This window comes from Gaoshiqia sp. US2 (genome assembly GCF_059705485.1).
Window position 1 is genome coordinate 5,437,616 of record NZ_AP048550.1, and the last position, 26,680, is coordinate 5,464,295.

The 26,680-nt window shown below is 45.6% G+C and carries 26 protein-coding genes and 3 tRNA genes; 20 read left to right on the forward strand and 9 right to left on the reverse strand.

What is annotated here, in order from left to right:
* Nucleotides 1-54 precede the first annotated feature (54 nt).
* A complete protein-coding gene (locus AC6H3C_RS21865) occupies nucleotides 55-1,263 on the forward strand; it encodes an alanine dehydrogenase (RefSeq protein ID WP_497517674.1) in 1,209 nt (402 codons plus the stop codon).
* Nucleotides 1,264-1,525: 262 nt separating this feature from the next.
* On the opposite strand, the gene AC6H3C_RS21870 is transcribed toward AC6H3C_RS21865, so the two are convergent.
* A tRNA-Ala gene (locus tag AC6H3C_RS21870) sits at nucleotides 1,526-1,599 on the reverse strand.
* A 125-nt stretch (nucleotides 1,600-1,724) separates the two neighbouring features.
* Here AC6H3C_RS21870 and AC6H3C_RS21875 point away from each other — a divergent pair.
* The 3 genes from AC6H3C_RS21875 to hflX all read left to right on the forward strand — a co-directional run bounded on the left by AC6H3C_RS21875 (nucleotide 1,725) and on the right by hflX (nucleotide 4,525).
* A complete protein-coding gene (locus tag AC6H3C_RS21875; protein ID WP_497517675.1) occupies nucleotides 1,725-2,405 on the forward strand; it encodes an energy transducer TonB in 681 nt (226 codons plus the stop codon).
* Nucleotides 2,406-2,544: 139 nt separating this feature from the next.
* Nucleotides 2,545-3,231: an energy transducer TonB gene (locus AC6H3C_RS21880; protein ID WP_497517676.1), complete on the forward strand. Its 687-nt coding sequence runs from the start codon at nucleotides 2,545-2,547 to the stop codon at nucleotides 3,229-3,231.
* Between the two features lie 79 nt (nucleotides 3,232-3,310).
* The gene (hflX, locus tag AC6H3C_RS21885; RefSeq protein WP_497517677.1) at nucleotides 3,311-4,525 is read left to right on the forward strand and encodes a GTPase HflX; all 1,215 of its coding nucleotides are present in this window, start codon (nucleotides 3,311-3,313) and stop codon (nucleotides 4,523-4,525) included.
* Nucleotides 4,526-4,634: 109 nt separating this feature from the next.
* On the opposite strand, the gene AC6H3C_RS21890 is transcribed toward hflX, so the two are convergent.
* Nucleotides 4,635-5,213 (reverse strand): 30S ribosomal protein S16, encoded by a 579-nt coding sequence (locus tag AC6H3C_RS21890; protein ID WP_497517678.1) that lies wholly within the window; start codon nucleotides 5,211-5,213, stop codon nucleotides 4,635-4,637.
* 368 nt (nucleotides 5,214-5,581) lie between these two features.
* Between AC6H3C_RS21890 and AC6H3C_RS21895 the strand changes: the two genes are divergently transcribed.
* The 4 genes from AC6H3C_RS21895 to ppk1 all read left to right on the forward strand — a co-directional run bounded on the left by AC6H3C_RS21895 (nucleotide 5,582) and on the right by ppk1 (nucleotide 10,560).
* Entirely contained in the window at nucleotides 5,582-6,292 is a 711-nt protein-coding gene (locus tag AC6H3C_RS21895) for a hypothetical protein (protein ID WP_497517679.1), read from the forward strand.
* A 125-nt stretch (nucleotides 6,293-6,417) separates the two neighbouring features.
* A protein-coding gene (prfB, locus tag AC6H3C_RS21900; RefSeq protein WP_497517680.1) for a peptide chain release factor 2 occupies nucleotides 6,418-7,507 on the forward strand; the annotation gives its coding sequence in 2 pieces (ribosomal slippage) (nucleotides 6,418-6,471 and nucleotides 6,473-7,507; 1,089 coding nt in all).
* Complete coding sequence (locus AC6H3C_RS21905; protein WP_497517681.1) at nucleotides 7,500-8,108, forward strand: GNAT family N-acetyltransferase; 609 nt, start codon at nucleotides 7,500-7,502, stop codon at nucleotides 8,106-8,108. The genes prfB and AC6H3C_RS21905 overlap by 8 nt, the downstream gene beginning before the upstream one ends.
* A gap of 58 nt (nucleotides 8,109-8,166) precedes the next feature.
* On the forward strand, nucleotides 8,167-10,560 hold the full coding sequence (ppk1, locus tag AC6H3C_RS21910) for a polyphosphate kinase 1 (protein ID WP_497517682.1): 2,394 nt from the start codon (nucleotides 8,167-8,169) through the stop codon (nucleotides 10,558-10,560).
* Here ppk1 and AC6H3C_RS21915 read toward each other — a convergent pair whose 3' ends face one another.
* On the reverse strand, nucleotides 10,561-11,349 hold the full coding sequence (locus AC6H3C_RS21915) for a hypothetical protein (RefSeq protein ID WP_497517683.1): 789 nt from the start codon (nucleotides 11,347-11,349) through the stop codon (nucleotides 10,561-10,563).
* A 234-nt stretch (nucleotides 11,350-11,583) separates the two neighbouring features.
* Here AC6H3C_RS21915 and AC6H3C_RS21920 point away from each other — a divergent pair, with 234 nt between their 5' ends.
* From AC6H3C_RS21920 to upp, 6 genes are all read left to right on the forward strand, one after another.
* Nucleotides 11,584-12,525: a hydrogen peroxide-inducible genes activator gene (locus AC6H3C_RS21920; RefSeq protein WP_497517684.1), complete on the forward strand. Its 942-nt coding sequence runs from the start codon at nucleotides 11,584-11,586 to the stop codon at nucleotides 12,523-12,525.
* A 177-nt stretch (nucleotides 12,526-12,702) separates the two neighbouring features.
* Nucleotides 12,703-12,774, forward strand: a tRNA-Glu gene (locus tag AC6H3C_RS21925).
* A gap of 32 nt (nucleotides 12,775-12,806) precedes the next feature.
* Nucleotides 12,807-13,058: a 30S ribosomal protein S20 gene (gene rpsT, locus AC6H3C_RS21930; protein ID WP_497517685.1), complete on the forward strand. Its 252-nt coding sequence runs from the start codon at nucleotides 12,807-12,809 to the stop codon at nucleotides 13,056-13,058.
* A 110-nt stretch (nucleotides 13,059-13,168) separates the two neighbouring features.
* Nucleotides 13,169-13,858 (forward strand): RadC family protein, encoded by a 690-nt coding sequence (gene radC, locus AC6H3C_RS21935; protein WP_497517686.1) that lies wholly within the window; start codon nucleotides 13,169-13,171, stop codon nucleotides 13,856-13,858.
* 11 nt (nucleotides 13,859-13,869) lie between these two features.
* On the forward strand, nucleotides 13,870-15,186 hold the full coding sequence (locus AC6H3C_RS21940) for a polysaccharide deacetylase family protein (RefSeq protein WP_497517687.1): 1,317 nt from the start codon (nucleotides 13,870-13,872) through the stop codon (nucleotides 15,184-15,186).
* A 241-nt stretch (nucleotides 15,187-15,427) separates the two neighbouring features.
* Entirely contained in the window at nucleotides 15,428-16,090 is a 663-nt protein-coding gene (gene upp, locus AC6H3C_RS21945; protein ID WP_497517688.1) for a uracil phosphoribosyltransferase, read from the forward strand.
* A 91-nt stretch (nucleotides 16,091-16,181) separates the two neighbouring features.
* On the opposite strand, the gene AC6H3C_RS21950 is transcribed toward upp, so the two are convergent.
* Nucleotides 16,182-17,465 (reverse strand): MFS transporter, encoded by a 1,284-nt coding sequence (locus AC6H3C_RS21950; protein ID WP_497517689.1) that lies wholly within the window; start codon nucleotides 17,463-17,465, stop codon nucleotides 16,182-16,184.
* Nucleotides 17,466-17,652: 187 nt separating this feature from the next.
* Here AC6H3C_RS21950 and AC6H3C_RS21955 point away from each other — a divergent pair, with 187 nt between their 5' ends.
* From AC6H3C_RS21955 to AC6H3C_RS21965, 3 genes are read left to right on the forward strand one after another with little or no spacing between them, the layout of a single operon-like run.
* A complete protein-coding gene (locus tag AC6H3C_RS21955; protein ID WP_497517690.1) occupies nucleotides 17,653-18,474 on the forward strand; it encodes a pseudouridine synthase in 822 nt (273 codons plus the stop codon).
* Between the two features lie 37 nt (nucleotides 18,475-18,511).
* Nucleotides 18,512-19,000 carry an RNA polymerase sigma factor gene (locus AC6H3C_RS21960; protein ID WP_497517691.1) on the forward strand — a complete coding sequence of 163 codons (489 nt, stop codon included), beginning with the start codon at nucleotides 18,512-18,514 and terminating at the stop codon, nucleotides 18,998-19,000.
* Nucleotide 19,001: 1 nt separating this feature from the next.
* On the forward strand, nucleotides 19,002-19,679 hold the full coding sequence (locus AC6H3C_RS21965) for a DUF8845 family protein (protein WP_497517692.1): 678 nt from the start codon (nucleotides 19,002-19,004) through the stop codon (nucleotides 19,677-19,679).
* A gap of 19 nt (nucleotides 19,680-19,698) precedes the next feature.
* On the opposite strand, the gene AC6H3C_RS21970 is transcribed toward AC6H3C_RS21965, so the two are convergent.
* Nucleotides 19,699-20,109 carry an outer membrane beta-barrel protein gene (locus AC6H3C_RS21970; RefSeq protein WP_497517693.1) on the reverse strand — a complete coding sequence of 137 codons (411 nt, stop codon included), beginning with the start codon at nucleotides 20,107-20,109 and terminating at the stop codon, nucleotides 19,699-19,701.
* Between the two features lie 110 nt (nucleotides 20,110-20,219).
* On the opposite strand from AC6H3C_RS21970, the gene era reads away from it, so the two are divergent.
* On the forward strand, nucleotides 20,220-21,104 hold the full coding sequence (gene era / locus AC6H3C_RS21975; RefSeq protein ID WP_497517694.1) for a GTPase Era: 885 nt from the start codon (nucleotides 20,220-20,222) through the stop codon (nucleotides 21,102-21,104).
* Between the two features lie 132 nt (nucleotides 21,105-21,236).
* Nucleotides 21,237-22,547 carry a ribosome biogenesis GTPase Der gene (der, locus tag AC6H3C_RS21980; protein ID WP_497517695.1) on the forward strand — a complete coding sequence of 437 codons (1,311 nt, stop codon included), beginning with the start codon at nucleotides 21,237-21,239 and terminating at the stop codon, nucleotides 22,545-22,547.
* 62 nt (nucleotides 22,548-22,609) lie between these two features.
* Here the strand turns inward: der and AC6H3C_RS21985 are convergent, their stop codons facing one another.
* Both AC6H3C_RS21985 and AC6H3C_RS21990 read right to left on the reverse strand, forming a co-directional pair.
* On the reverse strand, nucleotides 22,610-23,905 hold the full coding sequence (locus AC6H3C_RS21985; RefSeq protein WP_497517696.1) for an aspartyl protease family protein: 1,296 nt from the start codon (nucleotides 23,903-23,905) through the stop codon (nucleotides 22,610-22,612).
* Nucleotides 23,906-23,979: 74 nt separating this feature from the next.
* Nucleotides 23,980-24,747: a TIGR00266 family protein gene (locus AC6H3C_RS21990; protein ID WP_497517697.1), complete on the reverse strand. Its 768-nt coding sequence runs from the start codon at nucleotides 24,745-24,747 to the stop codon at nucleotides 23,980-23,982.
* 255 nt (nucleotides 24,748-25,002) lie between these two features.
* Here AC6H3C_RS21990 and AC6H3C_RS21995 point away from each other — a divergent pair, with 255 nt between their 5' ends.
* Nucleotides 25,003-25,785 (forward strand): MBL fold metallo-hydrolase, encoded by a 783-nt coding sequence (locus AC6H3C_RS21995; RefSeq protein WP_497517698.1) that lies wholly within the window; start codon nucleotides 25,003-25,005, stop codon nucleotides 25,783-25,785.
* A 149-nt stretch (nucleotides 25,786-25,934) separates the two neighbouring features.
* On the opposite strand, the gene AC6H3C_RS22000 is transcribed toward AC6H3C_RS21995, so the two are convergent.
* Together AC6H3C_RS22000 and folB are read right to left on the reverse strand one after the other, a co-directional pair.
* Nucleotides 25,935-26,005 (reverse strand) — tRNA-Cys (locus AC6H3C_RS22000).
* A gap of 63 nt (nucleotides 26,006-26,068) precedes the next feature.
* A complete protein-coding gene (gene folB / locus AC6H3C_RS22005; RefSeq protein ID WP_497517699.1) occupies nucleotides 26,069-26,425 on the reverse strand; it encodes a dihydroneopterin aldolase in 357 nt (118 codons plus the stop codon).
* Between the last annotated feature and the right edge of the window lie 255 nt (nucleotides 26,426-26,680).

Here is a 26,680-nt window from a genome sequence, read left to right on the forward strand (position 1 = left end):
GCATTTTGAATATTTACCCGGAAAACGTAACTTCAACGTTCAATTCTTCCTCCAATGACAGAAAAAGAGCATGTCCCGGAACTGGCCACCTTGTTTGTACCCAAGGAAGAGATGCTGGAAATCCGCCGTAAAGGAAAAAAAATTACGATCGGAATTCCGTCCGACTTTTCAAAGGTGGAGTACCGCATCCCCCTGACTCCCGAAGCCGTTGAATTACTTGTTTCGTATGGGCACGAAATTTACATGGAGACCAATGCGGGCAAAGCAGCAAGTTACACCAACGAGCAATACATCGAAGCCGGCGCTGTGGTGCTTGAAAAAAAAGAAGAAATATTTCAGTGCGATGTGATCCTGCGGGTATCGCCTTTCGATCAGGACGAAGTCAATCTGCTTCGCGGAAACCAAACCTTGATTTCCAATATGCAGTTAAACACGCATTGTGCCGAGTCCATCCGGAACATGATGCGAAAAAAGCTTACCTCGATCGCTTACGAATACATGGAGAATGAGAACAACTGTCTTCCGGTTGTCCGCTTGATGAGCCAGATTTCGGGCGTCACAGCCATCACGGTGGCCAGCGAGTACCTGAGCAATTCGCGTAACGGCAAAGGAGTACTGCTGGGTGGGGTTACCGGAATTTCGCCTACCGAGCTGGTGATCCTGGGCGCGACCCCCGCCGCCGAATTTGCCGCCCGGGCAGCGCTTGGCTTAGGTGCGACCGTAAAGGTTTTTGATGAAAATATTTTTCAACTTCGAAAGCTGGAAGAGAAACTGGGACAGCGCATTTTTACATCTGTTTTGTACCCGAATGTGTTAAAGAAAGCCCTGAAATCGGCCGATGTGGTGCTTGGAGCAATGTCGACCAATATCAGCCCGAAGTTTCGGGTTCCGGAGGAAATGGTACAGCGGATGAAAAAAGGTTCGGTCATTGTCGACCTGAATGTCAGCCAGGGAGGTTGTTTTGAAACCAGCACCTGCACCGACCTGAATAACCCGGCCTACGAAAAACACGGTGTCGTCCATTATTGCGTTCCCAATATTTCGTCGCTGGTGGCCCGAACCGCATCCATCGCACTTAGCAACGTGCTGGCCCCCGTGATTATTTCCATCGGCGAAATGGGTGGAATCCAGAATTACATCAAAGACAACAAAGGCTTCCGCAAAGGAATTTATATCTACAACGGCATCCTCACCAACTACGACCTGGGAGAAAAGCTGAACATCCCGTCAAAAGATATTGACCTCTTGCTCGCAGTTTTTTGAGAGTCGCAGCAGAAAGAAAATCTTAAGCGGTAAGACAGAAGACAAGACCCGGAAACCGAAACCGAGGTGTTCAGTTGCCCCGGATCATGAAACCCAGACTCCCGGAGTTACTTAATTCTTTATGGATCAATTCATTTTTTTGAAAAAAGAATTCCGAAAAGGGTTCCATAATTATAGTGATCCAGGTTTGGAATCCCAATTAAAAAATATCCAAACAAAAAAAGAGTCACAGTTTTTTATTCTGTAACTCTTTCATTTTCAGTGGAGAATATCGGAATCGAACCGATGACCTTTTGACTGCCAGTCAAACGCTCTAGCCAACTGAGCTAATCCCCCGATTTTTTTTTGCACGGCAAATATAATAATATTTTTAAAACTGCATCGTAAAAAATAACTTTTGGTTTGATTTTTGTTTTTTCCCGGCAGAAGCCATCAAATTAACATTCCTAAATTTAATTGCCATGAAAACGAAAAAATCTAAACATGCAGATTTGGAAACTAAACGTCCGGTGTTTTTTTCTATTGGGTTAGTTTTGTCGCTCGCCGCAGTTCTACTGGCTTTTAGCTGGAAAACAACCGTAAAATCACCTGTAGATCTTGGTCCCCATCGTTGGGAAGCTCCTGATGAACTGTTTATTCCGCCAACCTCCGATGTACGGGAAATTCCTAAACCTCCGATGATTACGGTAGACGAATTTATCCTGGTGGAAAACACCGATGAAATTGATGAGTTGAACGCTGATCTGTTCAATTCTGATATCTCAGCCGGTGAGGCCATCCAGGTACAAAGCTATGTGGAAACACGCAAATCTGAACCGGAAGAGAAAGTTATCTTTGATCTGGTGGATCAGATGCCCGAATTTCCGGGAGGAGAACGAGCGCTGCTCAGTTTTATCCGAAATTCGGTCAGGTACCCGGTTATTGCACAGGAAAACGGGGTTTTTGGGACCGTATTTGTTCGTTTTGTCGTCAATGCCGATGGAAGCATCAGCGATGCGGAAGTTACCCGTAAGATTGACGATTCTCTCGAACGTGAAGCGCTCCGTGTGATAAACAGTATGCCCAGATGGAAACCCGGTATGCAAAACGGGAGCGCCGTAAAAGTCCGGTTTCATGTGCCGATCCGGTTTGTGCTTCAATAATAAAATGAAGGGAAAAAGAAGAAAACTTAAATCGAATAAATTAAAAGAGGAACTCTTGGATTTGTAGATAATTTTTTATCTTTAACCCCTCAAAGTAAAAAATGTTTCTGTAACAAGAATAAACTTCTAAAACTGAATTATGGAATTGAAGAAATCACCTAAGGCTGATCTGGAGAGCAAAAGAAATATTTTTGTTCAGGTTGGGTTAGTGATCTCTCTGGGCCTTACGTTACTTGCATTTGAATGGACTTCCAAAGTTGACCAAGCTGCTTCGTTGGGGTCTGTGGCACAGCAAGAGGTTGAAGATGAGATTATCCCTATTACCCGCCAGGAAGAGGTAAAACCACCGCCACCACCACCACCACCAAAAGTAGTTGAGGTATTGACGATTGTGGATGATGATACCGAACTCGAAGACGAATTGCAAATTGACGATTCAGAAGCAAATAAAGAAACGTTTGTTGATGTTGCCCCTGTTATTCAACGCGAAGCAGAGGAAGCTGAAGAAAGCGAAGTTTTCTTTATTGTTGAAGATATGCCGGAGTTCCCGGGTGGTGAGCTTGCCTTGCGTAAGTTTATTGCCAATGCCATTAAATATCCGGTCATTGCACAGGAGAATGGTATTCAGGGAAGAGTGTATGTAAACTTTGTGGTTGATAAGGACGGAAGCGTAACCAATGCCCGTATTGCCCGTGGAGTTGATGCTTCGTTGGATAAAGAAGCGCTTCGCGTGGTCAACAGCCTTCCAAAATGGAAGCCAGGAATGCAACGGGGTAAAGCCGTAAAAGTATCTTATACGGTGCCTATCAGCTTTGTATTACAATAAGTAAGATTTAAATACGAAAATCCTGGTTTCGATCTTTTTTCGGAACCAGGATTTTTTATGGTACAAACCAGCAATTTGAATGATAGATACTTCACAAAAACAAGAAACTACCGTTTTGGTTGGCTTGATCAACCAGGACCAGGATGAGAAACAGGCCAAAGAATATTTGGACGAGCTGGAATTTCTGGCCGATACTGCCGGAGCTGTTGTCAAAAAACAGTTTTTTCAGCGATTGGACATGCCCAATGCGGTAACCTTTGTGGGGTCCGGAAAACTGGAGGAAATTCAAAACTACATCAAGATAAACGAAATTGACTCGGTAATCTTTGATGATGAATTAAGTCCGACACAGTTGCGTAATATTGAGCGGACATTGGAGTGTAAGGTGCTCGACCGGACGAACCTGATTCTGGATATTTTTGCTAAACGCGCGCAAACAGCTCACGCAAAAACTCAGGTAGAACTGGCCCAATACCAGTACTTGCTGCCACGTCTTACCCGGATGTGGACTCACCTGGAGCGGCAAAGGGGAGGTATCGGGATGCGCGGACCGGGAGAAACCCAGATCGAAACCGACCGCCGGATTATCCTGGATAAGATTGCCCGCCTGAAAGAACAACTCGTGAAAATTGATAAACAAAAGACAACACAGCGGAAGAACCGTGGAAAACTGGTCCGGGTGGCCTTAGTTGGTTATACCAACGTCGGCAAATCGACTATCATGAATGTGCTGGCAAAATCGGATGTGTTTGCAGAGAATAAACTGTTTGCCACGCTTGATACCACCGTCCGCAAAGTCGTTATTGGAAATTTGCCCTTTTTATTGTCCGATACCGTTGGGTTTATCCGTAAACTGCCTCACGGACTGGTCGAGTCATTCAAGTCGACACTGGATGAAGTGCGTGAAGCCGATGTGTTGGTGCACATCGTGGATATCTCTCATCCCGGATTCGAAGACCAGATTGATACCGTAAACAGTACCTTGACCGAAATTGAAGCCGGAGATAAACCGACCATGTACGTATTCAATAAAATTGACGCTTTTGAGTATGTAAAAAAGGAAGAAGGAGATTTAAGCCCGAAAACCAAAGAAAACTATTCCCTCGATGAGTGGAAAAACAGTTGGATGGGTAAAAAAAATACGCCTTCTTTATTTATTTCGGCCCTCGAAAAGCGGAATGTAGATGAATTTAAGAAAGCCTTGTATGAAGAGGTAAAGAAAATCCATGTTACCCGCTTCCCCTATAATGATTTTCTGTACGATCCGGAATGGATTGTTACTCCTGAAGAATAAGGATGTTATTAGGTGATAAAAAAAAATAGCGGCCGAAATTTCGGCCGCTATTTTTTTATGATCGTATCTGTATTAAGTGCAAAATCTTAAAAACAGCGCCGACCTAAGCTTATTCCGCTTTTTCTTCTTCAGGAGCATCAGCTTCAGGAGCTTCTTCAACCACTGGAACGTCTGCAACTTCTTCTTCTGTTTGCTCAGCTACAACAGGAGCGCTGGCTTCGGCAGCCAATTCAGCTTCTTTTTTGGCAACAGCTGCTGCTCTTGCTTCGTTGACTTTAGCTTCAGCTTCCAGACGAGCTTTCTTCGATGTTTCAGCATCCTTGGATAAACGATCCTTTTTAGCCTGGATTTGTGAATCTTTTTCAGCAATCCATGCTTTGAAACGAGTCTCGGCTTCTTCTTCAGAGAAGGCGCCTTTGGCGACACCGCCCAACAGGTGTTTCATGTACAGTACTCCTTTGTAAGACAGAATAGCTCTTACCGTGTCAGTGGGTTGGGCACCTTTGTTCAGCCAGTTTAAAGCTTTATCAAAATCAAGATCGATCGTAGCAGGATTTGTATTTGGATTATAAGATCCAATCCTTTCAATGAAACGACCATCCCGTGGTGCCCTGCCATCAGCTACCACAATGTGGTAGTAAGCGTAACGTTTGCGACCATGTCGCTGCAATCTGATTTTTGCTGGCATTGAAATAAAATTTAATTGATAAACAATTTTTAATTGTGGCGCAAAGATAATCTTTTATTTTAGAACAGAAACGGCTCTGCCTGCTTTTAATAAATACAGGTGAGGATTTTACCCTTTTTTATTGTCCCGAAAGCCCCGGTTAAAGCAAACTTCCGGTTGTGCATGTCCGCATGAAATTACCAATAAAATAAGTTTCGTCCGGCAGTCATTTAAAATAAAACCTTAGAACCTTACGTTTATTAACCTGAAACTTGTTTGTTTCTGCAGAGGTGTACTTTTTTATTAAAAATGCGCTCTCCTCCGCAACCATTTTGTGCTCTTATCATCTACAATAAAAAAGGTTTTTGAGTAATTGTAATTAAAAAACTATGAAAAGAATTATTTCAAGTATTTTGTTAGTGTCTTTATTTGCCCTGATCGTGGGATGTGACAATGAAGATGTAATCCCTGTCGTTAAAGGCGATGCATTTATTATTGCGAAAGTTGACGGGCAAGATACGGTTTTCGGATTAGCGCTGCATGCCATGGGAAATGTCGCTCTTTCGGGTGTTACAGCTGTTGATGACGACGGCAATACATTCCAGATGAAATCGTATGGCGGTTATTTGTACGAATTTTATTTTGATTCTGAAGATGACGAATATTCCACCGAACTGCCTGTTGTCGGACGTTACGAGTTTACAGCGGTAACAGCAAAAGGAGAAACCCGCGTTGTTCAGGATGAATTAACCAATGATGTCATCTACCCTGCCGACCTGACGACCTGTGAATTTGATGTAGCCAATTCACAAATTTCGCTGCGATGGGAGAAAATGGATGATGCCGACTATATTGTTCTTATTCTGAAGGACGAAGCCGGAGAGACTGTTTTCATCAGCGCCGCCCTTGTCGGAAGTAGTGTTGGCTATAATATCAAAACCACCACGGCCACCTGGGCAAACGGACGTACGCCTCAGGACGGCGCCACCTATACGGCAGAGGTTCATGCGTTTATGTACGAAAGCAACGGCGAGGCCATGAATGTTCAGGCCAAATCGATTGCCGCAGGGACGGTCGTTTGGGGATCAGGAAGTAATTAATCCGAAATATTGATACAAAAAGCGGATAAGCTCTCCACTTATCCGCTTTTTTGTTTAGGATTGGGTTGGTCCGGTTGAATTATCTCACTTGTTTTTCTACTTTTGCCAAACAAAAAATAAATACCATGATTCAGAAAGAGCAGCTAAAAGAGCTTGCGGAGCGCCGGGATGCGCTGAGGAGGCATCTTTGACTACGATGGAAAACTAATTCAGTTAAAAGAAGAAGAATTAAAAGCACAGGATCCTGACTTCTGGAACAATTCCAAAGCCGCCGAAGAACAAATGAAGGTAATCCGCTCGGTCAAAGTTTGGGTCGACGGGTTCGGGAAAGTCAATCAGGCGATGGACGACCTGCAGGTGTTGTACGATTTTTATGAGGCAGACGAAGCAGACGAGGAAGATGTAACCGGGCAATACAACGAAACCCTTTCACTGATTGAGCAGCTGGAAGCAAAAAATATGCTTCGGAAAGAAGAAGATAAGCTGGGGGCCGTTTTGCGGATCAACGCCGGCGCCGGAGGCACCGAAAGTAACGACTGGGCCGATATGCTGATGCGGATGTACCTACGTTGGGGTGAAAAGGAAGGCTACAAGGTAAAAGTATCGGAGTTTAATGCCGGCGACGAGGTGGGCGTAAAAAACTGCACCATCGAGTTTGAAGGCGATTACGCTTACGGTTACCTGAAAAGTGAAAACGGAGTGCACCGGCTGGTGCGTTTATCTCCCTTCAATGCCCAGAACAAACGGATGACCTCGTTTACTTCTGTTTTTGTGGCTCCGCTTGTCGACGATACGATTGAGATTGAAATTAACCCGGCCGATATTAGCTGGGATACCTTCCGGTCGGGAGGCGCCGGAGGACAAAATGTGAACAAGGTAGAAACCGGCGTTCGGCTGCGGCATGCCCCAACCGGAATTATTATTGAGAATACCGAAAGCCGTTCACAGCTCGGAAACAAAGAAAATGCCTTGCGGTTGCTGAAATCTCAGTTGTATGAACTGGAGTTGCGTAAACGCCGTGAGGCCGTGATGCAGGTCGAATCCCAGAAAAAGAAAATCGAATGGGGTTCACAGATTCGTTCGTATGTGCTTCAGCCGTACAAGTTGGTAAAAGATGTACGTACGGCATACGAAACCGGCAATGTTCAGGCTGTTCTTGACGGCGAAATCGATGGTTTTATCAAAGCTTATCTGATGCAGTTTGGCGATGAATGACGACGCTTTTATTCGGTTAGCAAGCCCGGACGACGCGGTGGAAATCCTGGACATTTACCGCCCTTTCATCGAAGAAACCGCTGTTACCTTCGAAGAAGAAGTTCCTTCGCCCGAAGAGTTTGAAGAACGGATTAAGCGCATAAGGGCAGATGCTCCCTACCTGGTGTGCCAAGTTAACGGGCGGATCGTGGGCTATGCCTATGCCGCTCCTTACCGTACCCGGGCTTCGTACCGCTGGAATCGCGAAGTTTCGGTATACATTCATCCGGAGTATCACCGGCGGAATATTGCCCGAGCCTTATATTCGGCACTTTTCGAAATACTGAAAATGCAACATATAACCAATCTACTGGCAGTGATTACCATGCCCAACGAGGCCAGCGTTAAGCTGCACGAAAGTTTTGGTTTCAGGCATTGCGGGCTTTTCAACCGGGTAGGTTACAAATTACACCAATGGCATCAGGTGGGCTGGTGGGAACTGTCGTTTTTGGAAGATGAGCAGCAGGTTCCTGAAATGCCTCTACTTTTCTCATCTTTTGAAAAATTATACCCGGTAAACACGATCCTCGAAAAAGCATCGGCAATCATAAAGATTTCCTGATTTTTTCTTGACCTTTTCGGAAATTCCTGCTTACTTACACGGTTTAAGTAACTTTCAGATGAAACGGATTGGTTCGTACATAAACAGGGAAATCAGTTGGTTGTCGTTCAATGCACGCGTGTTGCAGGAAGCAGAAGATCCCAATGTGCCTTTATTCGAACGCCTGCGGTTTCTCGGAATTTTCTCCAACAACCTGGATGAATTTTTTCGGGTCCGGGTGGCTTCCGTCCGGAGAATGGTTGATTTTGGCGACGACGGCTCCCTCTTAGGGAACTACACGCCTGAAGACCTTCATGAGGAAATCCAGGAAATCGTGTTTCAACACCAGCAGAAATCGCAGGAGATCTACCGGAAAATCATGGAAGAAATGGCGGCCGAGAATATCCTGATGATCGACGAATCGAAACTTAGCCGCGAACAGGGAATTTTTGTGAAACGATATTTTCACGAACGTGTGTTACCCAACCTGGTGCCAATCATGCTGAGCAAAAAGAATAAATTCCCCTACCTGCGCGACCGCTCTGTTTATTTGGCGATAAAATTATCGCAACAAAAAAAAGCAAAAAAGTATTCATATGCCTTAATCCGGATCCCGAGCCTGACGGTCTCGCGCTTCCTGGTTTTGCCCGAGAATAAAGGAAAGCAGTATGTGATCATGCTGGACGATATTATTCGCTATTGTATGCCCGATATCTTTCCGCTGTTTAACTACGATAAATTTGAAGCACACACCATAAAAATTACCCGGGATGCCGAATTAGACCTGGACGATGACATCTCCAAAAGTTTTATCGAGAAGATGGAGCTTAGCCTGAAACAACGCAAGATGGGAACACCGGTCCGCCTGCTGTACGACCGGGATATTCCGGCCGACCTGCTTTCGTTTATCGTTAAAAAGATGAAACTTGATCCGGAAAATACAGTTCCCGGCGGGAGATATCACAATCATAAAGATTTTATGAGCTTCCCCGAAATCGGAAAGCCCCATCATTATTATAAACGGCTGACGCCCATCCGGCATCGGGATTTGCACCCGCACGAAAGTATTCTGAAAAAGCTGCGGCAAAAAGATATTATGCTGCATTACCCGTACCAGAGCTTTATTCATTTCATTGATCTGCTGCGCGAAGCGGCAATCGATCCGAAGGTGACCGAAATCGGCATTACCATTTACCGGGTGGCCGATAATTCGCGGGTGGTGAATGCCTTGCTGAATGCCATACGAAACGGGAAAAAGGTCACGGTGGTTATCGAACTGCTGGCTCGTTTCGACGAAGAAGCCAATATTTACTGGTCGAATAAACTGCAGGAAGAAGGGGCGCATGTCATCAACGGCGTGCCGGGACTCAAGGTCCATTCGAAAATTGCCTGGATCAGGCGCATGGAAAAGAACGAGTTTCGTAACTACGCGTACATTGGAACCGGGAATTTTCACGAAGCAACCGCGCGGGTATACAGCGACGACGGCTTGCTCACGGCCGATGCCGGCATTGCCGATGAAGTGGCCCGGTTGTTCAGTTTCTTCAAACAAACCTACCGTAACTATCAGTATAGCCACCTAATCGTCAGCCCGTTTCGGATGCGCGATTTCTTTTCGGGCATGATCGACAATGAAATTCAACTGGCACGGGAGGGAAAAAGAGCTTACATGATTCTGAAAATGAATAGCTTGATTGATCCGGCCATGATGGACAAGTTGTACGAAGCAGCCCGTGCCGGGGTCAAAATACGGCTGATCGTCCGCGGTATTTTTGGTATGCTCACCGAAATGGAAGGCGTACGCGAAAACATCGAAGCCATTAGTATTGTTGATAAATACCTGGAACATTCGCGCGTATTCTTATTTGGAAACGGAGGAGACGAAAAGATTTTCATCTCGTCGGCCGATTGGATGCCCCGCAACCTGAACGGAAGAATTGAGGTAGCATGCCCCATTTATAGTGAAGAAATTAAGGAAGAACTGAGGGAGATGCTGAAAATCCAGCTTCGCGATAATTCCAAATCACGGATTCTGGAAAATACCCTGTCAAATACCTATAGCCGGGCACATGCAGAGGGCCGGTTCCGGTCGCAGGAAGATTATTATCAGTATATTAAAGAAAAACATCAGCTTATTATGACGATCTACCATAACCCGCGTTGCGCAAAAAGCCGCGCGGGCTTGCAATACCTCGAAGAAAACGGGTACAAAACCAAAGTCATCAATTACATGAAGGATGGTATCACCGAAGAAGAGGTCCGGACAATCATCGAGCTGACCGGCCTTTCAGCCTTTGATCTGGTTCGTACTCAGGATGAACTGTACAAGGAGTATAAAAATAAAAACCTGGATAATGACCAATGGGTGAACTTGATCGCCCGGAACCCGCGTTTGCTGCAACGACCGATTGTGATCAACGGGAAGAAGGCGGTTCTGGCCCAGCCTCCTGAATATATTGAACGGATTTTGTGATCAGCCAATCCTCAATTGCAGCGATTTTATTTGATTTTCGAGCTTTGTTTTACGCTTGAGTGCCCTGGAAAGATTAAGCGCGTCAATTATCGCTTGTTTGTCGTAGGTTTCAAGAATGATATAATAGTGCCGTTTCCCTAAAAACACCGCTTTCAGATTGCGGTCAGCGTGTTCGGCAATGAACTCAATAAGGCCGTTATCCTTGCCATCCGTATACGAAACCTTTTCCCATTTGGTATTCATGAAGTCGCTTTGGTGGTTCAGGGCATGTCCGGTTTCAATTGTTTCGGTTTTCGCCTGAAGGTCGCCGTCGTACACCCTGATGCCGGTATGATTCAGCCACTCGTCGCCGTAATAATTACTCGAGATATACAGCTCTCCCCTTTCGTCGAGGTAGATCTGAATAAAGGATTTATTCCACCTGCGCTGAAACTCCTGCCGCTTGTGAATGTATTGGGTGTAACGGTCGAATTCGGTTTTTTCTTTCACAAAATTCTTTTCCAGACCGGCAATCGTTTGGTTCAGCGTATCCAGTTCGTCCTGCACGCGGAAAAGCATTTCACCGTAAATCTGTTTTTTTAGCTGATCGGCTGCAAGCGCTTCCTGTATGTCCCCTTTGTAAAGCATCCGGATCGAGTCGGCTTGTAGCAGCGCCTGGCTGGTATCTCCCTGTTGGCAGAGCGATTGGGCAAGTTGAAGTTTTTCTGCTGCCTGCTTTTTTTCTGAACTTCCGCAGGAGACGAACAGGATGGTAATTAAAAAGGCTAAAATAACAGGACAAATTTTCATGGCTACATACTTTAAAATTATTTCATTCGTATTCTTAAACGCCAAAGAAAAATAAATATTTATCAGGATGGAAACAAATTCAGTTGTTTTTTTCATACCGGGGAATACCCATGAATGTGTCGCATGCTTTTGCGGTAAGATTGTTTGAATGGCAGAGGCAGCAATTATTTCCGGGGGAAATAGGCTGATAAATATAGATTTTTTCTATTTTTATCAGGATTAAATAGAAAAACCATGATTACGCTAACTCAACTGGAATATATTGTTGCCGTAGATACCTTTCGTCATTTTGGCCGGGCGGCCGAACATTGTTTCATTACCCAGCCAACACTCAGTATGCAAATCAAAAAGTTGGAAGAAGACCTGGAAGTAGTCATTTTCGACCGGAGTAAACAACCCTTAATTCCCACGGATGTCGGGAAACGGATCATTGAACAGTCTCGAATTATTTTGCGGGAGACCGAAAAGGTCAACCACATCGTGAAGGATCATAAAAACCTGATATCCGGCGAGTTGAAGATCGGGATTATCCCCACCCTGGCACCCTACCTGTTGCCCTTGTTTATTGGAAATTACAAGCGGAAATATCCCAATATTCTGATTAAAGTAGAAGAGCTGACAACCGAAAATATCATCGATCATTTAAACCGCGATTTGCTTGACGTGGGTATCTTGGTTACTCCTTTAAAGGAAGATCGCATCAACGAAAAACCAATTTTTTACGAGGAAATGATGCTGTATGTGCATAACAACCACCCGTTGCATGATAAGCCGGAAGTGAAAGTGAAGGATATTGCTGTACCCGAAATCTGGTTGCTAAGCGACGGGCATTGCTTCCGTCATCAGGTCATCAACCTGTGTTCCTATAAAGGTTCATCCAACGAGTTATTGCCCTTCCATTTTGAAGCCGGCTCGCTCGAAACCCTAATGAACATCATCGATAAGGAAGGTGGCATTACGCTGATTCCTGAATTGGCCGCATTCGAAATGTCTACCGAACGCTCCAGACATGTGCGGGCATTTGACGACATGACTCCCCTGAGAGAAGTCAGCCTGGTTTATTCGCGGCACTTCGCCAAGAATAAATTAATCGAATTGCTTTGGAAAGAGATCGTTAGCGCCATGCCCCAAAACCTGTTAAACAAAGAGCGGGGGACAATTGTCGAATGGAAGTAAAATTTTCGATATATTTTTTTTGCGAATTAGAAAATCTTCTATTTCTTTGCATCGCTGAAATCGAAAATGGTTTTTCTAAACGAAGAAAAACAGATTTCAGAAAAAAGTTCTGAAAATGTTTGGAGGCTACAAAAAATGATTTATTTTTGCAGTCCCAAATTCAGGGAACCAAATGATGGCCCGTTCGTCTAGCGGTTAGGACGCCAGGTTTTCATCCTGGTAGCAGGGGTTCGATTCCCCTACGGGCTACTTTTAAAAACTTTATCTGAGGAAATTATAAAATGGCAAATCATCAATCTTCGAAAAAGAGAATCAGACAAGACGAGACTAAAAAAGTCGAAAATAAATACTATGCCAAAACAATGCGTAACGCGTTGAAAAAATTACGGGCCGCTACCGACAAAGAAGCTGCTGTTGCTGAATTGCCAAAAGTAACGTCGATGATTGACCGGTTGGCGAAGAAAAATGTCATTCACAAGAACAAAGCGGCTAATTTGAAAGCCAGTCTGACCTTGCACGTGAACAAACTGTAGGAAATTTTCACAAAATATTTGAAAAGCCTCTTCTGCCGAAGGGGCTTTTTTGTTTTCATATACGTTGGTAAATAGATTTTTCATAACTTAGTTTGCACCATACGAAGCTGATGTATAAGAAACTAAGTATAAAAGAATGGGCAGTTGAAGATCGTCCGCGCGAAAAGCTGTTGCTGAAAGGGAACCGTTCGCTTTCGGATGCCGAGTTGCTGGCCATCCTGATTGGTTCGGGTACGGCAAAAGAATCGGCGGTTGAATTATCCCGCCGCATCCTGGCCTCGGTCGATAACGACCTGAATGAACTTGGGAAAAAACAGGTGAACGACCTGATGAAGTTTCACGGGATTGGCGAGGCCAGGGCTGTAAACATTATCTCGGCTCTCGAACTCGGCCGGCGCCGTAAAGAACAATCGCCGGCTGAGCGAACCGTCATCCTGAACAGCGCCGGATCGGCTGTCTATTTCAGGCCCTTGCTCGAGGATTTGCAGCACGAAGAATTCTGGGTGCTTTTACTCAACCGATCCAATACGGTGATTGATAAGTTTATGGTCAGCCAGGGTGGCTTGTCCGGAACAGTGATCGACGTACGGATCATTTTAAAAACTGCGATTGAGAAGCTGGCCAGTTCGATGATCTTATGCCACAATCACCCGTCGGGAAACATCAAACCCAGCGAAGCTGACAAAACAATCACCCAAAAAATTAAGGAGGCAGCTACCTTGATGGAAATTTCCGTACTCGATCATGTAATCATCGGGCACGACCGGTATTTTAGTTTCTCCGACGAAGGACTTCTGTAAATGAAGAAACCATGATAACCGTTTTTACCAACGAAATAACAAGCCGCCTGCGGTATATCTTCGAACTTTATTTTGAAGAACTTTTGCAGGTAGCGTTAAGTTTAACTACCAGCCGCGAAGCTTTTGAGCAGGCAAGTGGAGTCCGCTTAAACTATTCGGACCAGGATTTTCAGTCCGGTCAGTTCGACTTGAGGCCGCATAAACTCTTGTTCCAAAAAGGACTGGCGTACCAAAACCTGTCGGTGGTGAGTTGTGGCGAGAATTGGTGTTTCTTTCCTGCTTCCTCCGATTCTTTTCTTCCGTTCGATCCCTTTGCTGCCGGTTTCTTTTTGGTCAGCCGCTACGAAGAATACCTGGAACGGCAGTTTGGCAAACACCGGAAATACCCTCCACGTCACAGTATCCTTTACCGGAACCAGCTGCTGCAAAAACCGGTGGTAAACCAGTGGGCGCAGATGATTGCCCGGAAAATCAGGGAAAGGGTTCCTGAATTTCCGGCCCGGCCTCCTGTTTTCGATTTTTTAACCACCATTGATGTTGACCATGCCTGGGCATTTAAAAACAACAGTTGGAGACAACATGCCGGGTCGGCACTGAAGACTTTGCTTTCGGGAAATTACAGCAGGATCAGGGAACGTTTACGTGTTTTGAGCGGAAAAGAGAGAGATCCGTTCGATACCTACGATTATATTCGGCAGGTCTATGCCGGACGGGATGAGTACCTGCATTTCTTCTTTTTGTTGGGCCGGCCGGGCAAATACGACCGGAATGTGTCACCCGAGAATGAAAATCTTCGTCAACTGGTGCACGACTTATCTAAAACGTACAAACTGGGTATTCACCCCTCATACCGATCGAACCGAAAGAAAAAGGAGTTGCTGCGCGAGATAGAAACATTGGAAGACATGACCGGAAAGCCGGTGGTCGCAAGCCGCCAGCATTTTCTGAAACTTGAACTGCCTACCACCTATCGTCGCCTGATCAAAGCCGGGATTCAGGCTGACTATACCATGGGCTATCCCGATTGCCTGGGTTTCAGGGCCGGAATTGCCAGTCCGTTTTATTTTTTTGATTTGAAACAGGAGGCTGTAACATCGCTGCGAATTGTGCCATTCCAGGTGATGGATGTAAGCCTGAATGATTACCTGAAGCTGACTCCGGACCAGGCTGGTCCGGAGATAGCGAAAATAATGCTGGAAATCAAAAAAAACGGAGGTACCTTCATCAGCTTGTGGCACAACGAGAGCCTGAGTGATCGGGGAATATGGAAAGGCTGGAGGATGGTTTTTGAACAGATGACAGCGCTGGGCATGAAACTAAAAGAATGAGCCGTTGCAGGAAACGACCGTAACATTCAACTACGGGGAAAGCCGACAAAATTATTTTTAACGGATATAAATTGCATGGGCGCGGATACTTGTTTTTTTGTTGATATCTAATTGTTTAAGCGGCGTGGCTGATGTTCAGACTTCCTAAAGCGGGCAAAATCAGGTTTGTACCGTTCATTTTATCGTTGGATGAGGTCTTCGGAACGGGATTTTTTGATTATTTTCGGCAAAATTTTTTGTCATGTTAGTTCATAACCTAAGCGAGTCCAATTCTATTTTCAATCAATACCTTGCAGAGATCAGGGATGAGCACGTCCAGAAAGATCCGCTTCGTTTTCGCAGGAATTTACAGCGTTTGGGCGAAGTTTTCGCTTACGAGATCAGTAAAACGATGGAGTTTAAAGTCTCCGATGTAAAAACCCCCTTGGGAATTGCCAAAGTGCCTGTTTTGATGCGTCAACCGGTTTTAGCCACAATTCTGCGGGCCGGATTGCCGGTACAGCAAGGCTTACTGAATATTTTCGATAAAGCAGAAAATGCCTTTATTTCGGCCTACCGGAAATACGATGACGAAGGCGAATTTCACATTGAATTTGAATACCTCGCTTCTCCCGATTTAAATGATAAGGTTTTAATTATCAGCGATCCGATGCTGGCTTCGGGCGCTTCGATGGAAATCGGATACAAGGCGATGTTACAAAAAGGCGAGCCTTGCCATGTTCATCTGGTTGCAGTGATTGCCAGCCGGAAAGGCGTGGAGTATGTACAGAAAAACATCGACGGAAGGAATGTCACCCTGTGGGTAGGCGCCATTGACGAAGAAATGACCGTGAACTCATACATTGTTCCCGGTTTGGGCGATGCCGGCGATCTGGCCTTCGGTCCTAAAATCGACTCGCATTAAAACAAACTTCATAAACAGAAAAACCGGGAAATCCCAGGTTTTCTTTTGACACAAGCTTCGCTCGAAGGTCTTGTTGATCGTATTTTATGGCTTACTCCGTTCTTTCCTGGAATTCGCCCAGGTTTTTGGTGAAAAGATAGATGGCCAGAATACCCGCCAGCATATGTACGGCTAAGGTGTACATGATGTATTCCGGATGCCCCGACGATTCAAAAATACCCATCAGCCAGGTATAAATTCCGCTCAACGTTGCCCCAATGAAGGTAGCCAGGAAGTTTGTTCCCATGTACAGCCCGGCCTTTTCTTTCGGTGCAATCCACATGATATATTCCTGGATCCTCGGCGACGAAATCATTTCGCCAATGGCAAACAAGAAAACGCCCAAAAAGACCAGGCTGTTGGCCGATGTTGCCGAAAAACCGAGCAACGCGAAACCAATTGCTAAAACCAACAGGCCAAACATGAACGTGGGGATAGCGGCTCTTTTTTCAAAAATCCGGGAAATCAGCAGTTGAAAGACAATAATGATATAACCGGTATGCGAAATGGCCTCGGCATTTATTTTCCAGACACCGCCTTCGTTGTTTGAAATAAAGCGGGCTATACCGCCGCCGAAGACCGACTTCACCGACTCGAAAAGCGATGCCGTATTGAGATAATCGTTTATATAAACAGCCAGAACATTGAAGAAGGCCCAAAACGGCAACCAGAAAAAGACTCCGAGCAGGGCCAAAAAACTCAGGAATTTAACATCAGAAAGCGCTTCCTTCATGTCCCTGAACTTTTGTTTCAGCGTGACGCCTTCCAACTCGCGTGGAGGTTCCTTGTAAAAGAAAAGCGTGATCAGGAACATCAGCCCGATAGTGACCGCCGCCGTATAAAAAACGTAATCCCACGACCAGCCCCGTAATTTTCCCATGATGATGGGCCCAAAGGATGCTCCGATATTTACCATCTGGTAAAAAATACCGAAGCCCAGTGTTTTGTTGGTTGAATCGGTGGTTGCCCGGACGGTTGACGAAATCAATGGTTTGAAAATTCCCGCGGCAAATCCGATCGAGAGCATGGTCAGCGCAATCCCGTTAAACGATTTGGTCAGGATTAATAACAAAATGGAAGGCAGGTAGGCCAGGTACGAAATAATCAGCATCTTTTTAAACCCGTACTTGTCGGCAAAGGTGCCCGAAAAAAGAGGAATTAAGTACGACAAGGCAAGAAAAATACTTTGAATGATTCCCAGGTCTCCTTTCGAAAAACCCAGCTGCCCCATGTAAATTCCAAAACTCATGTAAATGCCGTAGTAGGCAAATCGTTCAAACACTTCAATGCTGTTGGCCACCCAAAAAACAGGTGGAAATTTCGTTCGTTTACTCATGACAGAAAAATACGGTTTATTCTTTAAGTCCGAATGTACACAATAATTCTGTAAGTCGGTGGCCTTCCGTACATGCGGAAATCAAATTCAGCCTAACCGATTGAATAAATCCTTTCGCCAGGTATTCGCATACCGCTTCTTTTAATTCAGGGATTTTTACGACCTTTGCAGCGATTGTAATCGTATTATGAAGAAAAAAATAAATCCTCCCTTCGACCGGAAGTTTCAGCGAAAGCCGGATCAACGTGAAAAACAGGCTCAGCCGGAGAAACGGAAAATTGCCGTAGTAAAAAAAGGTGACGACCAGATTCGTTTAAACCGGTATATTGCCAATGCCGGCATCTGTTCGCGCCGCGAGGCTGATAAACTGATTGCCGACGGCGAAATTACGGTAAACGGCGAGGTGGTGACCGAACTGGGAGCAAAAGTCAGCAAACGAGATGACGTGCAGTACAAAGGCAAATCGCTGGATATCGAGAAGAAAGTTTACCTGTTGCTGAATAAACCCCGGGGCTACGTAACGACCCTCGATGATCCGCATGCCGAACACACGGTGATGGAACTCATTGAAAATGCCTGTGAAGAACGGATTTACCCGGTGGGCCGCCTGGATAAGGAAACTTCGGGTGTGCTGTTGTTTACCAACGACGGTGAGCTGGCTAAAAAACTGACTCATCCCAGCTTCGAGAAAAAGAAAATTTATCATGTTTTTCTCACCAAAGAATTTAGCGAAGAACACCTTGAACAGGTAAAAAAGGGGATCGAACTGGAAGATGGTTTTATTGCCGCCGACTCCATCAGTTATACCGATCCCGATGACAAATGCCAGGTTGGCATCGAAATTCATTCGGGACGTAACCGGATTGTCCGCCGCATTTTCGATCACCTGGGTTATAAGGTGGCCCGGCTCGACCGGGTTTTTTTTGCCGGGTTGACCAAAAAAAACCTGCCCCGTGGACGCTGGCGTTTCCTTTCACCACGCGAAATCGGTTTTCTAAAAATGAATTGATGTAATGAATCTGCTTTTGCGAGACGAATAAACCGGTTTGGAAAAGGAGTTTGTAAAAATAATAACCGAAAATCAGGGAATCATCCATAAGGTGTGTTCCGTGTATTGTGATTCGGAAGAAGATCGCCGCGATCTTTTTCAGGAAATTGTTACCCAGTTGTGGAAGTCATTTCCGTCGTTTCGGTACGAATCGAAATTTACTACCTGGATGTACCGCGTGGCCTTGAATACGGCCATTACAAGCTTCAAAAAAAATAAACGGCAGCCCGACAAACATGGGGTGGAAATGGAGTCGGTGCAGATTGCAAGCGAGGAGTACGATCCGGAAGTGGAAGAGCAAATGCGCTTGTTGAACCAGGCCATATCGCAGCTTAGCGGAATCGAAAAATCAATTGTCCTTCTTTTTCTTGAAAACAAGAAATACGAAGAAATTGCTGAAATTACCGGGATTACCCAGAATTATGTGCGCGTAAAGATGAACCGGATTAAGCACAAACTGAAGAAATTCATGAATAGGGAAGTGTAAAATGGAACTGAAAGATTTACAATCGGCCTGGAGCAAATATTCATCCACTGAAGCGTCAAAGCATCAGTTGAATGAAGCTGATTTGCGCGACATGCTGAAAAAAAGAACCAAAGGCCTCATCGAAAGCATTGACCGGAACATCCGTACCGGTTTTATTTTCCTGTTTTTACTGACACTGTTTTTTGTTTTTGATGATTTTGTTCTGACACCCTACTATTCAGGCGGCGCAATTGTCCCTTCATGGATCATCCTGATTGACGGACTAAGCACGGTACTGATTATTGCCACCTTCATTTTTTTTAGTTTAAAGTATCGGAAGGTCAAACAAAATTATTCCCAAACCGACGATTTGAAAAAGGTCGTCAAATCCATTATCCGTATTCTGGCCACCTACCGCAGATTGTTTTATATCGCGCTGACTGTTTTGTTATTTGTACTGGCGGTGGCCTTTGTTACCGGTATGTTTACCGGGGTCGAAAAAGCCGCTTTCCGCCAGGGTATCAGTGTTGACGAACTGGACCGGGGGCAAGTAGCTGCCAGTCTGATCCAAGGCCTTTTCATTCTTGTTGTTTTCATCAGCTTGCTGTTCCTGCTTTTTCGCTGGGGTTTTCGTAAACTTTACGGAAACTATATTGCCAAACTGCAGGCGACCCTCGAAGAGTTGGAAGAGGTTGAATAGCGCCCGGTCCCCGGTCTTGCTAAAAACGATAGCCTAACGAGATCGCCAGGCTCCGGTTCCAAAGATCTTCATCCGGTTCTTCGCTGATATTCTTCAGTCCGTACCGGTAATTCAGGCTGACAACAACCCGCTTGTTGATCTCATAGGCCGCAAATGCCGCAACACTTATGTCGAAGCGCTTCAATAAGGAGCCTGGAGAATCGTCTTCATAAATGATGTGGCCGCTCCCGTCCTTTATAACAAAGGTATCTTCCGAAAAGATTTTTATTTCTCCGCTGACCTTTTCTGTTCCAACTGTTCCGGTTATTTTATCTTTACCGCCAATCCCGTAACTGAACATGGGGCCGGCCCCGATGGTAAACCGGTCTGAGCCCACCGACGGGAACCCTGCTTTCAAATAAAGCGGCAAATCAAGATACAGGGGAGTCATGTTTATTGAAAGAATACGTTCTTTTTAATTGAGAATTAACGGATTAGTTTCAAAGATCAAAGGTTATTTATATCTTTGCGCAACTTTTTAAAAAACAGTTTAAACGAAAAATGGCGCATAAATCAGGCTTTGTCAATATCATCGGGAACCCCAACGTGGGAAAATCAACCATCATGAATGCCTTGGTGGGCGAACGTTTGTCAATCATTACCAAAAAGATGCAGACAACCCGCCACCGGATTAAGGGAATCGTGAGCGGAGATGATTTTCAGATTGTTTATTCCGATACACCGGGGATTCTGAAACCCAATTACAAACTTCAGGAATCGATGATGAAGTTTGTGGATACGGCCCTGATTGATGCCGATGTGATTTTGTATGTAACCGATGTGGTGGAAAAGCCGGATAAAAACAGTGATTACCTCGAAAAGATCCGCCGCTCAAACGCTCCGGTGATCGTCCTGATCAACAAGATCGACCTGTCGAATCAGGGACAGGTGATGGAGCTGCACGACTTCTGGCGGAATTTGCTGCCGGCGGCCGACCTGTTTCTTATTTCGGCCACCGAAAAATTTAACATAGCCCCCATTTTCGACCGGATTCTGGAGCTGTTGCCCGAAGCGCCCCCTTACTTTGATAAAGATGAACTGACCGACCGGAACGAGCGTTTTTTCGTGACAGAGATCATTCGGGAAAAAATCCTGTTGCACTACCAAAAAGAAGTGCCTTACTCGGTTGAAGTGGAAGTGGAAGAATTTAAAGAAGGGGAGAAATTGCTGAACCTGCGATGTGTCATCCACGTGGCCCGAGATAGCCAGAAAGGCATCATCATCGGTCATCAGGGAAAATCCTTAAAACGGGTAGCTACGGAAGCCCGGCTGGACCTGGAAGAATTCTTTCAGAAGAAAATATTTATGGAGCTTTACGTGAAAGTGAGCAAAGACTGGCGCGACAAAGACCGTATGTTGGGGAACTTTGGGTACGATTATCAGTAAAGAGTAGCGAGTAGTGAGTAGCGAGTAAAGAGCTAAGGATAGCGGGTTGCAACCGGCAGCCCGGAACCAACCCGTCAGTTGGCGGGATGGAATTTAGAATTTGATAGTTGGAATTTGGAATTATAGGAAGAAATGAGCAATATCGTTGCAATTGTAGGAAGGCCGAATGTCGGTAAATCAACCTTGTTTAACCGGCTGGTAGAAAGCAGGAAGGCCATTGTAAATGAAACAGCAGGCGTTACGCGCGACCGGAATTACGGGAAATCGTTGTGGAACGGAGTCGATTTTTCGGTGATCGATACCGGGGGATATGTGATTAACTCGGATGATGTGTTTGAAGAAGAAATCCGCAAACAAGTTCACATCGCGATTGAAGAAGCAGATGTGATTTTATTTGCAGTCGATGTGGAAGGCGGCATAACCGACCTCGATCTGGCTATTGCAGGGATCCTGCGCCGGGTAAGCAAACCGGTTTTCCTGGCAGTCAATAAAGTGGATAACAACCAGCGGATCCTGGATGCACAGGAATTTTACGGTCTGGGTTTGGGTGATAACCTTTTCTGTATTTCGGCCATGAATGGCAGTGGTACCGGCGATTTGCTGGATGCCGTGGTAGCCAGCTTCCCCCATAAGGAAAAGGTCGAAGAAGAAGAAGGGATCCCTCACTTTGCGGTAGTTGGCCGTCCGAATGTGGGTAAATCTTCATTCATCAATGCCTTGATTGGAGTTGACCGCAACATTGTAACCGATATCGCCGGTACAACCCGCGACGCCATCAATACCCGTTACAACAAGTATGGGCACGACTTTTATCTGGTCGATACCGCCGGTTTGCGCAAAAAAGCGAAGGTGAAGGAAGACGTGGAGTTTTACTCGGTGTTGCGTTCGGTCAGGACCATCGAAGATGCCGACGTCTGTCTGTTGATGATTGACGCCACCCGTGGCGTGGAGTCTCAGGATGTGAGCATTTTCAACCTGATTCTTCGGAATAAAAAAGGCGTGGTGATCCTGGTCAATAAATGGGACTTGCTGGAAAAAGACAACCATTCGACCAATAAGTTTACCGAAATGATCCACGAACGGATTGCCCCTTTTGTTGATGTACCCATTATCTTCATGTCGGCGCTCACCAAGCAGCGCATTTTCAAAGCGCTCGAAACCGCGGTGGAAGTGTACCAAAACCGGCAGAAAAAGGTGAAAACATCGGAGTTGAACGATATCTTACTGGAGGCCATTGAGAAATATCCGCCGCCTGCCATAAAAGGCAAGTATGTTAAAATTAAGTATGTCACCCAGTTGCCCAGTCCGACACCGTCGTTTGCGCTGTTTGCCAACTTACCGCAATACGTGAAGGAACCGTACCGGCGCTATATCGAAAATCAGATCCGGGAGCATTTTAATTTTTCGGGTGTCCCGATCCAGGTTTTTTTCCGGAAGAAATAGAAGACATCCGAATCGGTTCATTTGGAATGATCTACCAGTATTTTGAACAGGAATAGGATTGTTTATTCCGGTTCAAAAAGAATGGAAGAATACGTAAAACTGATGATCATTTGCCCGAATTGCCGGATAAAGTCCTGTCCGAGGTTCCCGTGAAAGCGGATAGGCGTTTCGCTCAGGTCTGTCATATGGAGTTGCAGGCTGTCTAAGGTCGCGCTTTGTTGGGCAACCCTCAGTTCTATTTCGGGGATGAGGTAACCGTCAAACACTTTCATCCCTCCGGCGCTTCCCGAGGTAAATTGTTTTCGGGGAAAGGTTGTTTCAATTTCCTGCCGGTATTTCTCGTAGAAGGGCTTGAAAAGACTGGTTGAAGTGGCTCCTGTGTCAAAATGAAAGCGCAGGACATCATCGCCGTGATTAACCGAAATGACGGGCATCAAACCGTTCAGCGCGAAGTTTTGAAGCTGGTAATCCACCGCTTTCTCCGGAATGATTAACAGATCTTTTTGGTCGATCCTGATCTCTTCCATCGCCTCAATTACCGGGAACCCGATGATTCCATTGATGTAGTAATCAGCCTGCGGAAACGACAAATCGGCATCGTCGAATACCAGGAAAACCACATGTTTGCAAACAAGGTCCCCCAGGTACAGTTCATCAGCTACCGCCAGGTCGCTTCGCACCCGGTTGCCGGTTGCACTGGTGACATAAAAGTCAATATCCCGCACGGTCAGGTTCATCTGGTCGGCTGCCGAACGGGTAATGACCGAAAAATTGGCTCCCGTGTCAAAGATAAAATCATTCTTTTTGCCCAATGAAGTGACTTCAATATTTAAAAGTCCGGCTTTGTCCCGGCGAAGTTGAATACGACTGTCGCAGGATTTTTCGACCCTCTGCTTCGGAACATCACTCAAGGCGTCCCAAATCAGCAATTCATTCTGCAGGTTTTCCAATTCGCCGGTATCCAGCCATTCGGCATACTCTTTCAGCATAAGCCGGCTACAGGCTGCAGCATCGGCATATTCATACAGGTTGATATGGTTCATCAGCCTCAATCCGTAGACCTCACAAATAACCGAATCGGGTAGGCTGTTTTTATAACCGTCGAGCAATTGCAGGATAACCTGGTTGGCTTCTTCCTGCCTGTTGAACACAGTTTGGATACGTGCCTGATACAGGAGCTTGTATTCCGGGGTGAGTTCATTGCTGCGTTCGTGAAAACAGGTATTCAACCGAAAGAAATCTTCCTCTTCATAAAGGGAATCGAGCACAGCGCCGGCAACAGGAAATTGCTGTGATTTAGCGGTGAACGAACCAAAAATAAGCAGAAACGTCAAAAACAAAAGAGAACATTTAGTCATGGCATTTTTTTAAATGGATGTGAAAAATTCCCGTCGATAGCGATGAAATATCAACGGGTGAGTTGTGTCAGCCGTTAATCCTGCAAGAACTGGTTCAGCAAACCACCCGATTCTTTCCGTTGGTTTCCGCCCCGGGGCGAAAGTTCGCGGATCAGTTTCCGGATGGGCATCGATTGCAGCCACACTTTCCCGGTTCCGCGCAGGGTGGCCAGAAAAATACCTTCGCCGCCAAACATCATCGAACGCAAGCCGCCCGACTGTTCAATATTAAAATCGATCCCCGGCTCGTAGGCTACAATACAGCCGGTATCTACCCGCAGCACCTCGTTGTTCAGGTGTCGTTCAATAACGGTTCCTCCCGCGTGTATAAACGCTTTTCCGTCGCCCTGAAGTTGTTGCATGATAAACCCTTCTCCGCCCAAAAATCCGGCGCCCAACCGCCTGTTGAACGTAATGGAGATTTTTGTGCCAAGGGCTGCACATAAAAAAGCATCCTTTTGGACGATGATCCGTCCGCCCATTTTGGCTAAATCCAGCGGGATAATGGTTCCCGGGTAAGGCGCCGCGAAGGCAACATGTTTTTTGCCCCATCCCTGGTTGGCAAAGTGGGTGAGAAACAGCGATTCTCCCGTAATCAGGCGCGATCCGGCTGATAAAAGTTTATCGAAAAATCCGGCGCGGGGGTTGGAGCCGTCGCCCAGCTTCGCCTCAAAGCTAATTCCGTCTTCCATGTACAGCATGGCGCCTGCCTCGGCAATAACGGTTTCGCCCGGGTCCAGCTCAACTTCAACCAGTTGAACATCGTGCCCGATAATCTTGTAGTCAATTTCGTGTGATTGCATGTTTATTGGAATTTAAATTTTTTATCTGCCACGAATTTACAAAACCAATCGGTTCCGGCCTCTTGTTTTCGATAAACATAGGATATCGGTAGGTAAATGGCCCGATTAACACCGGATGGTTCATTCGCTTTTTGAATATTTAAACAGGTTGGCGGTACCAGATCCGATCGGTTGAGTAATTTAGCGAAGCAAACGGAGGTTTGGTTTGTGTGAAATAATAAAATGTGTGTTATCCATCTTTTAAAAAGCAGAAAAATGAAACTAACGGTGTTGACCGATAATACCGCCGGAGGCCGATTTCTGGCCGAACACGGGCTTTCGTACCTGGTTGAACTGGATGACCGAACCATCTTGTTTGATACCGGGCACAGCGATGTATTTTTGCAAAATGCGGTCAAACTGAATATCGACATAAAAAAAACAGTCGATCTCATTGTTCTGAGCCACGGGCACTGGGATCACGGCGACGGTTTGCGTTTTCTGGAGGATAAACCCTTACTGACACATCACGCTGCCTTCATGAGAAGGTCTCGTAAATCCGACAGAACATCGGTTGGTTTGTCTCTGACCAAAGAAACAATCAGCCAAAAATTTGATCTGATCACGACATCTGGGCCTTTCCGTATTTCGGAACATATTTTCTTTCTGGGTGAAGTTGCCCGTAAAAATGACTTTGAGGCTCAGTCAACAAGCTTTTGTGATGAAAACGGGAACGACGATTTTGTCCCGGATGATTCGGCTTTGGTCCTGGTTGAAAACGGGCAGCTGGTTGTTATTTCAGGATGTGCTCATTCAGGCATTTGCAATCTGTGTGAGCAGGCCAAAAAAGTGACAGGTATCGGCACAATCAGTTCAGTACTGGGAGGCTTCCACCTGAAACAAAACAACGAACAAACCCGGCAGACCATCCGGTATTTCCGGCACGAAAAAGTCCGGAACCTGATGCCTTCACACTGTACCGGGCTTCCGGCCTTATCGGCCTTTCACGACGCATTTCATATCCGGTTGCTAAAAACCGGGCAACAAATAACCCTGTAGGGATTGAGAAATCAGATCAGTTATTGATTTTGTTCAACAGTTAGATTTATGACCTTCGCTACCCTCGAAGATCAATTTAACGGGATTTTCTTTTTTGCGTGGCCATAAAAAAAGCTTCCTGTCTTTGGAGGAAGCTTTTCATCGGGTTGAGGTCGGTGGCGGATTCGAACCGCCGTACACGGTTTTGCAGACCGTTGCCTAGCCACTCGGCCAACCGACCTTGTTTTTCGGGATTGCAAATTTATATAAATTTTCCAGCTTTGCAACAGCTGTATGCACGATTTTATGGCCTGCTTAAACTGACACTTACTTTCTTAACCTGTCCACCCAGGGGTGCGTTCATCTTCGAAAGTTTGACCGTGGCGTGCTCAATGTGGGGAAAAGCCTCATACAGAGCATCCAGGATCCGGCTGCAAACGTGTTCCAGCAGGTCTGATGTAACAGCCATTTCGCGTTTTACCAAATCGTAAACTTCCTGGTAATTCAGCGCATCTTCCAACTTGTCCGACTTGCCGGCTTTCTCACAATCCACCCCGATCTGCACCGACACCAGAAACCGTGTGCCAATTTGCTTCTCAACCGGAAAATGACCGTGGCGGGCATAAAACTCCATTCCTGTAATTTCGATTAAACCAGACATGCTCTAAAATTTTGAAAGTTACCTATTAGCAAACCGGCAGTAAAATTAATTTTTCTTTTTCAGATGTTCATTTTACAGGTCGTTAAAAGCTTTTGTGCAGAATCATTTTTACTTTTGCAAACAATCCAACAACCTTCTTTAAAATAGATCGAAGAAGGGATTCCGGGAAATCATGAGCAACATCTGGTCAACTGAAATTGAATCCATTGCAGTTTATCAGATATGTTTATTTTTACAGCGAAAATTAACAAGTGG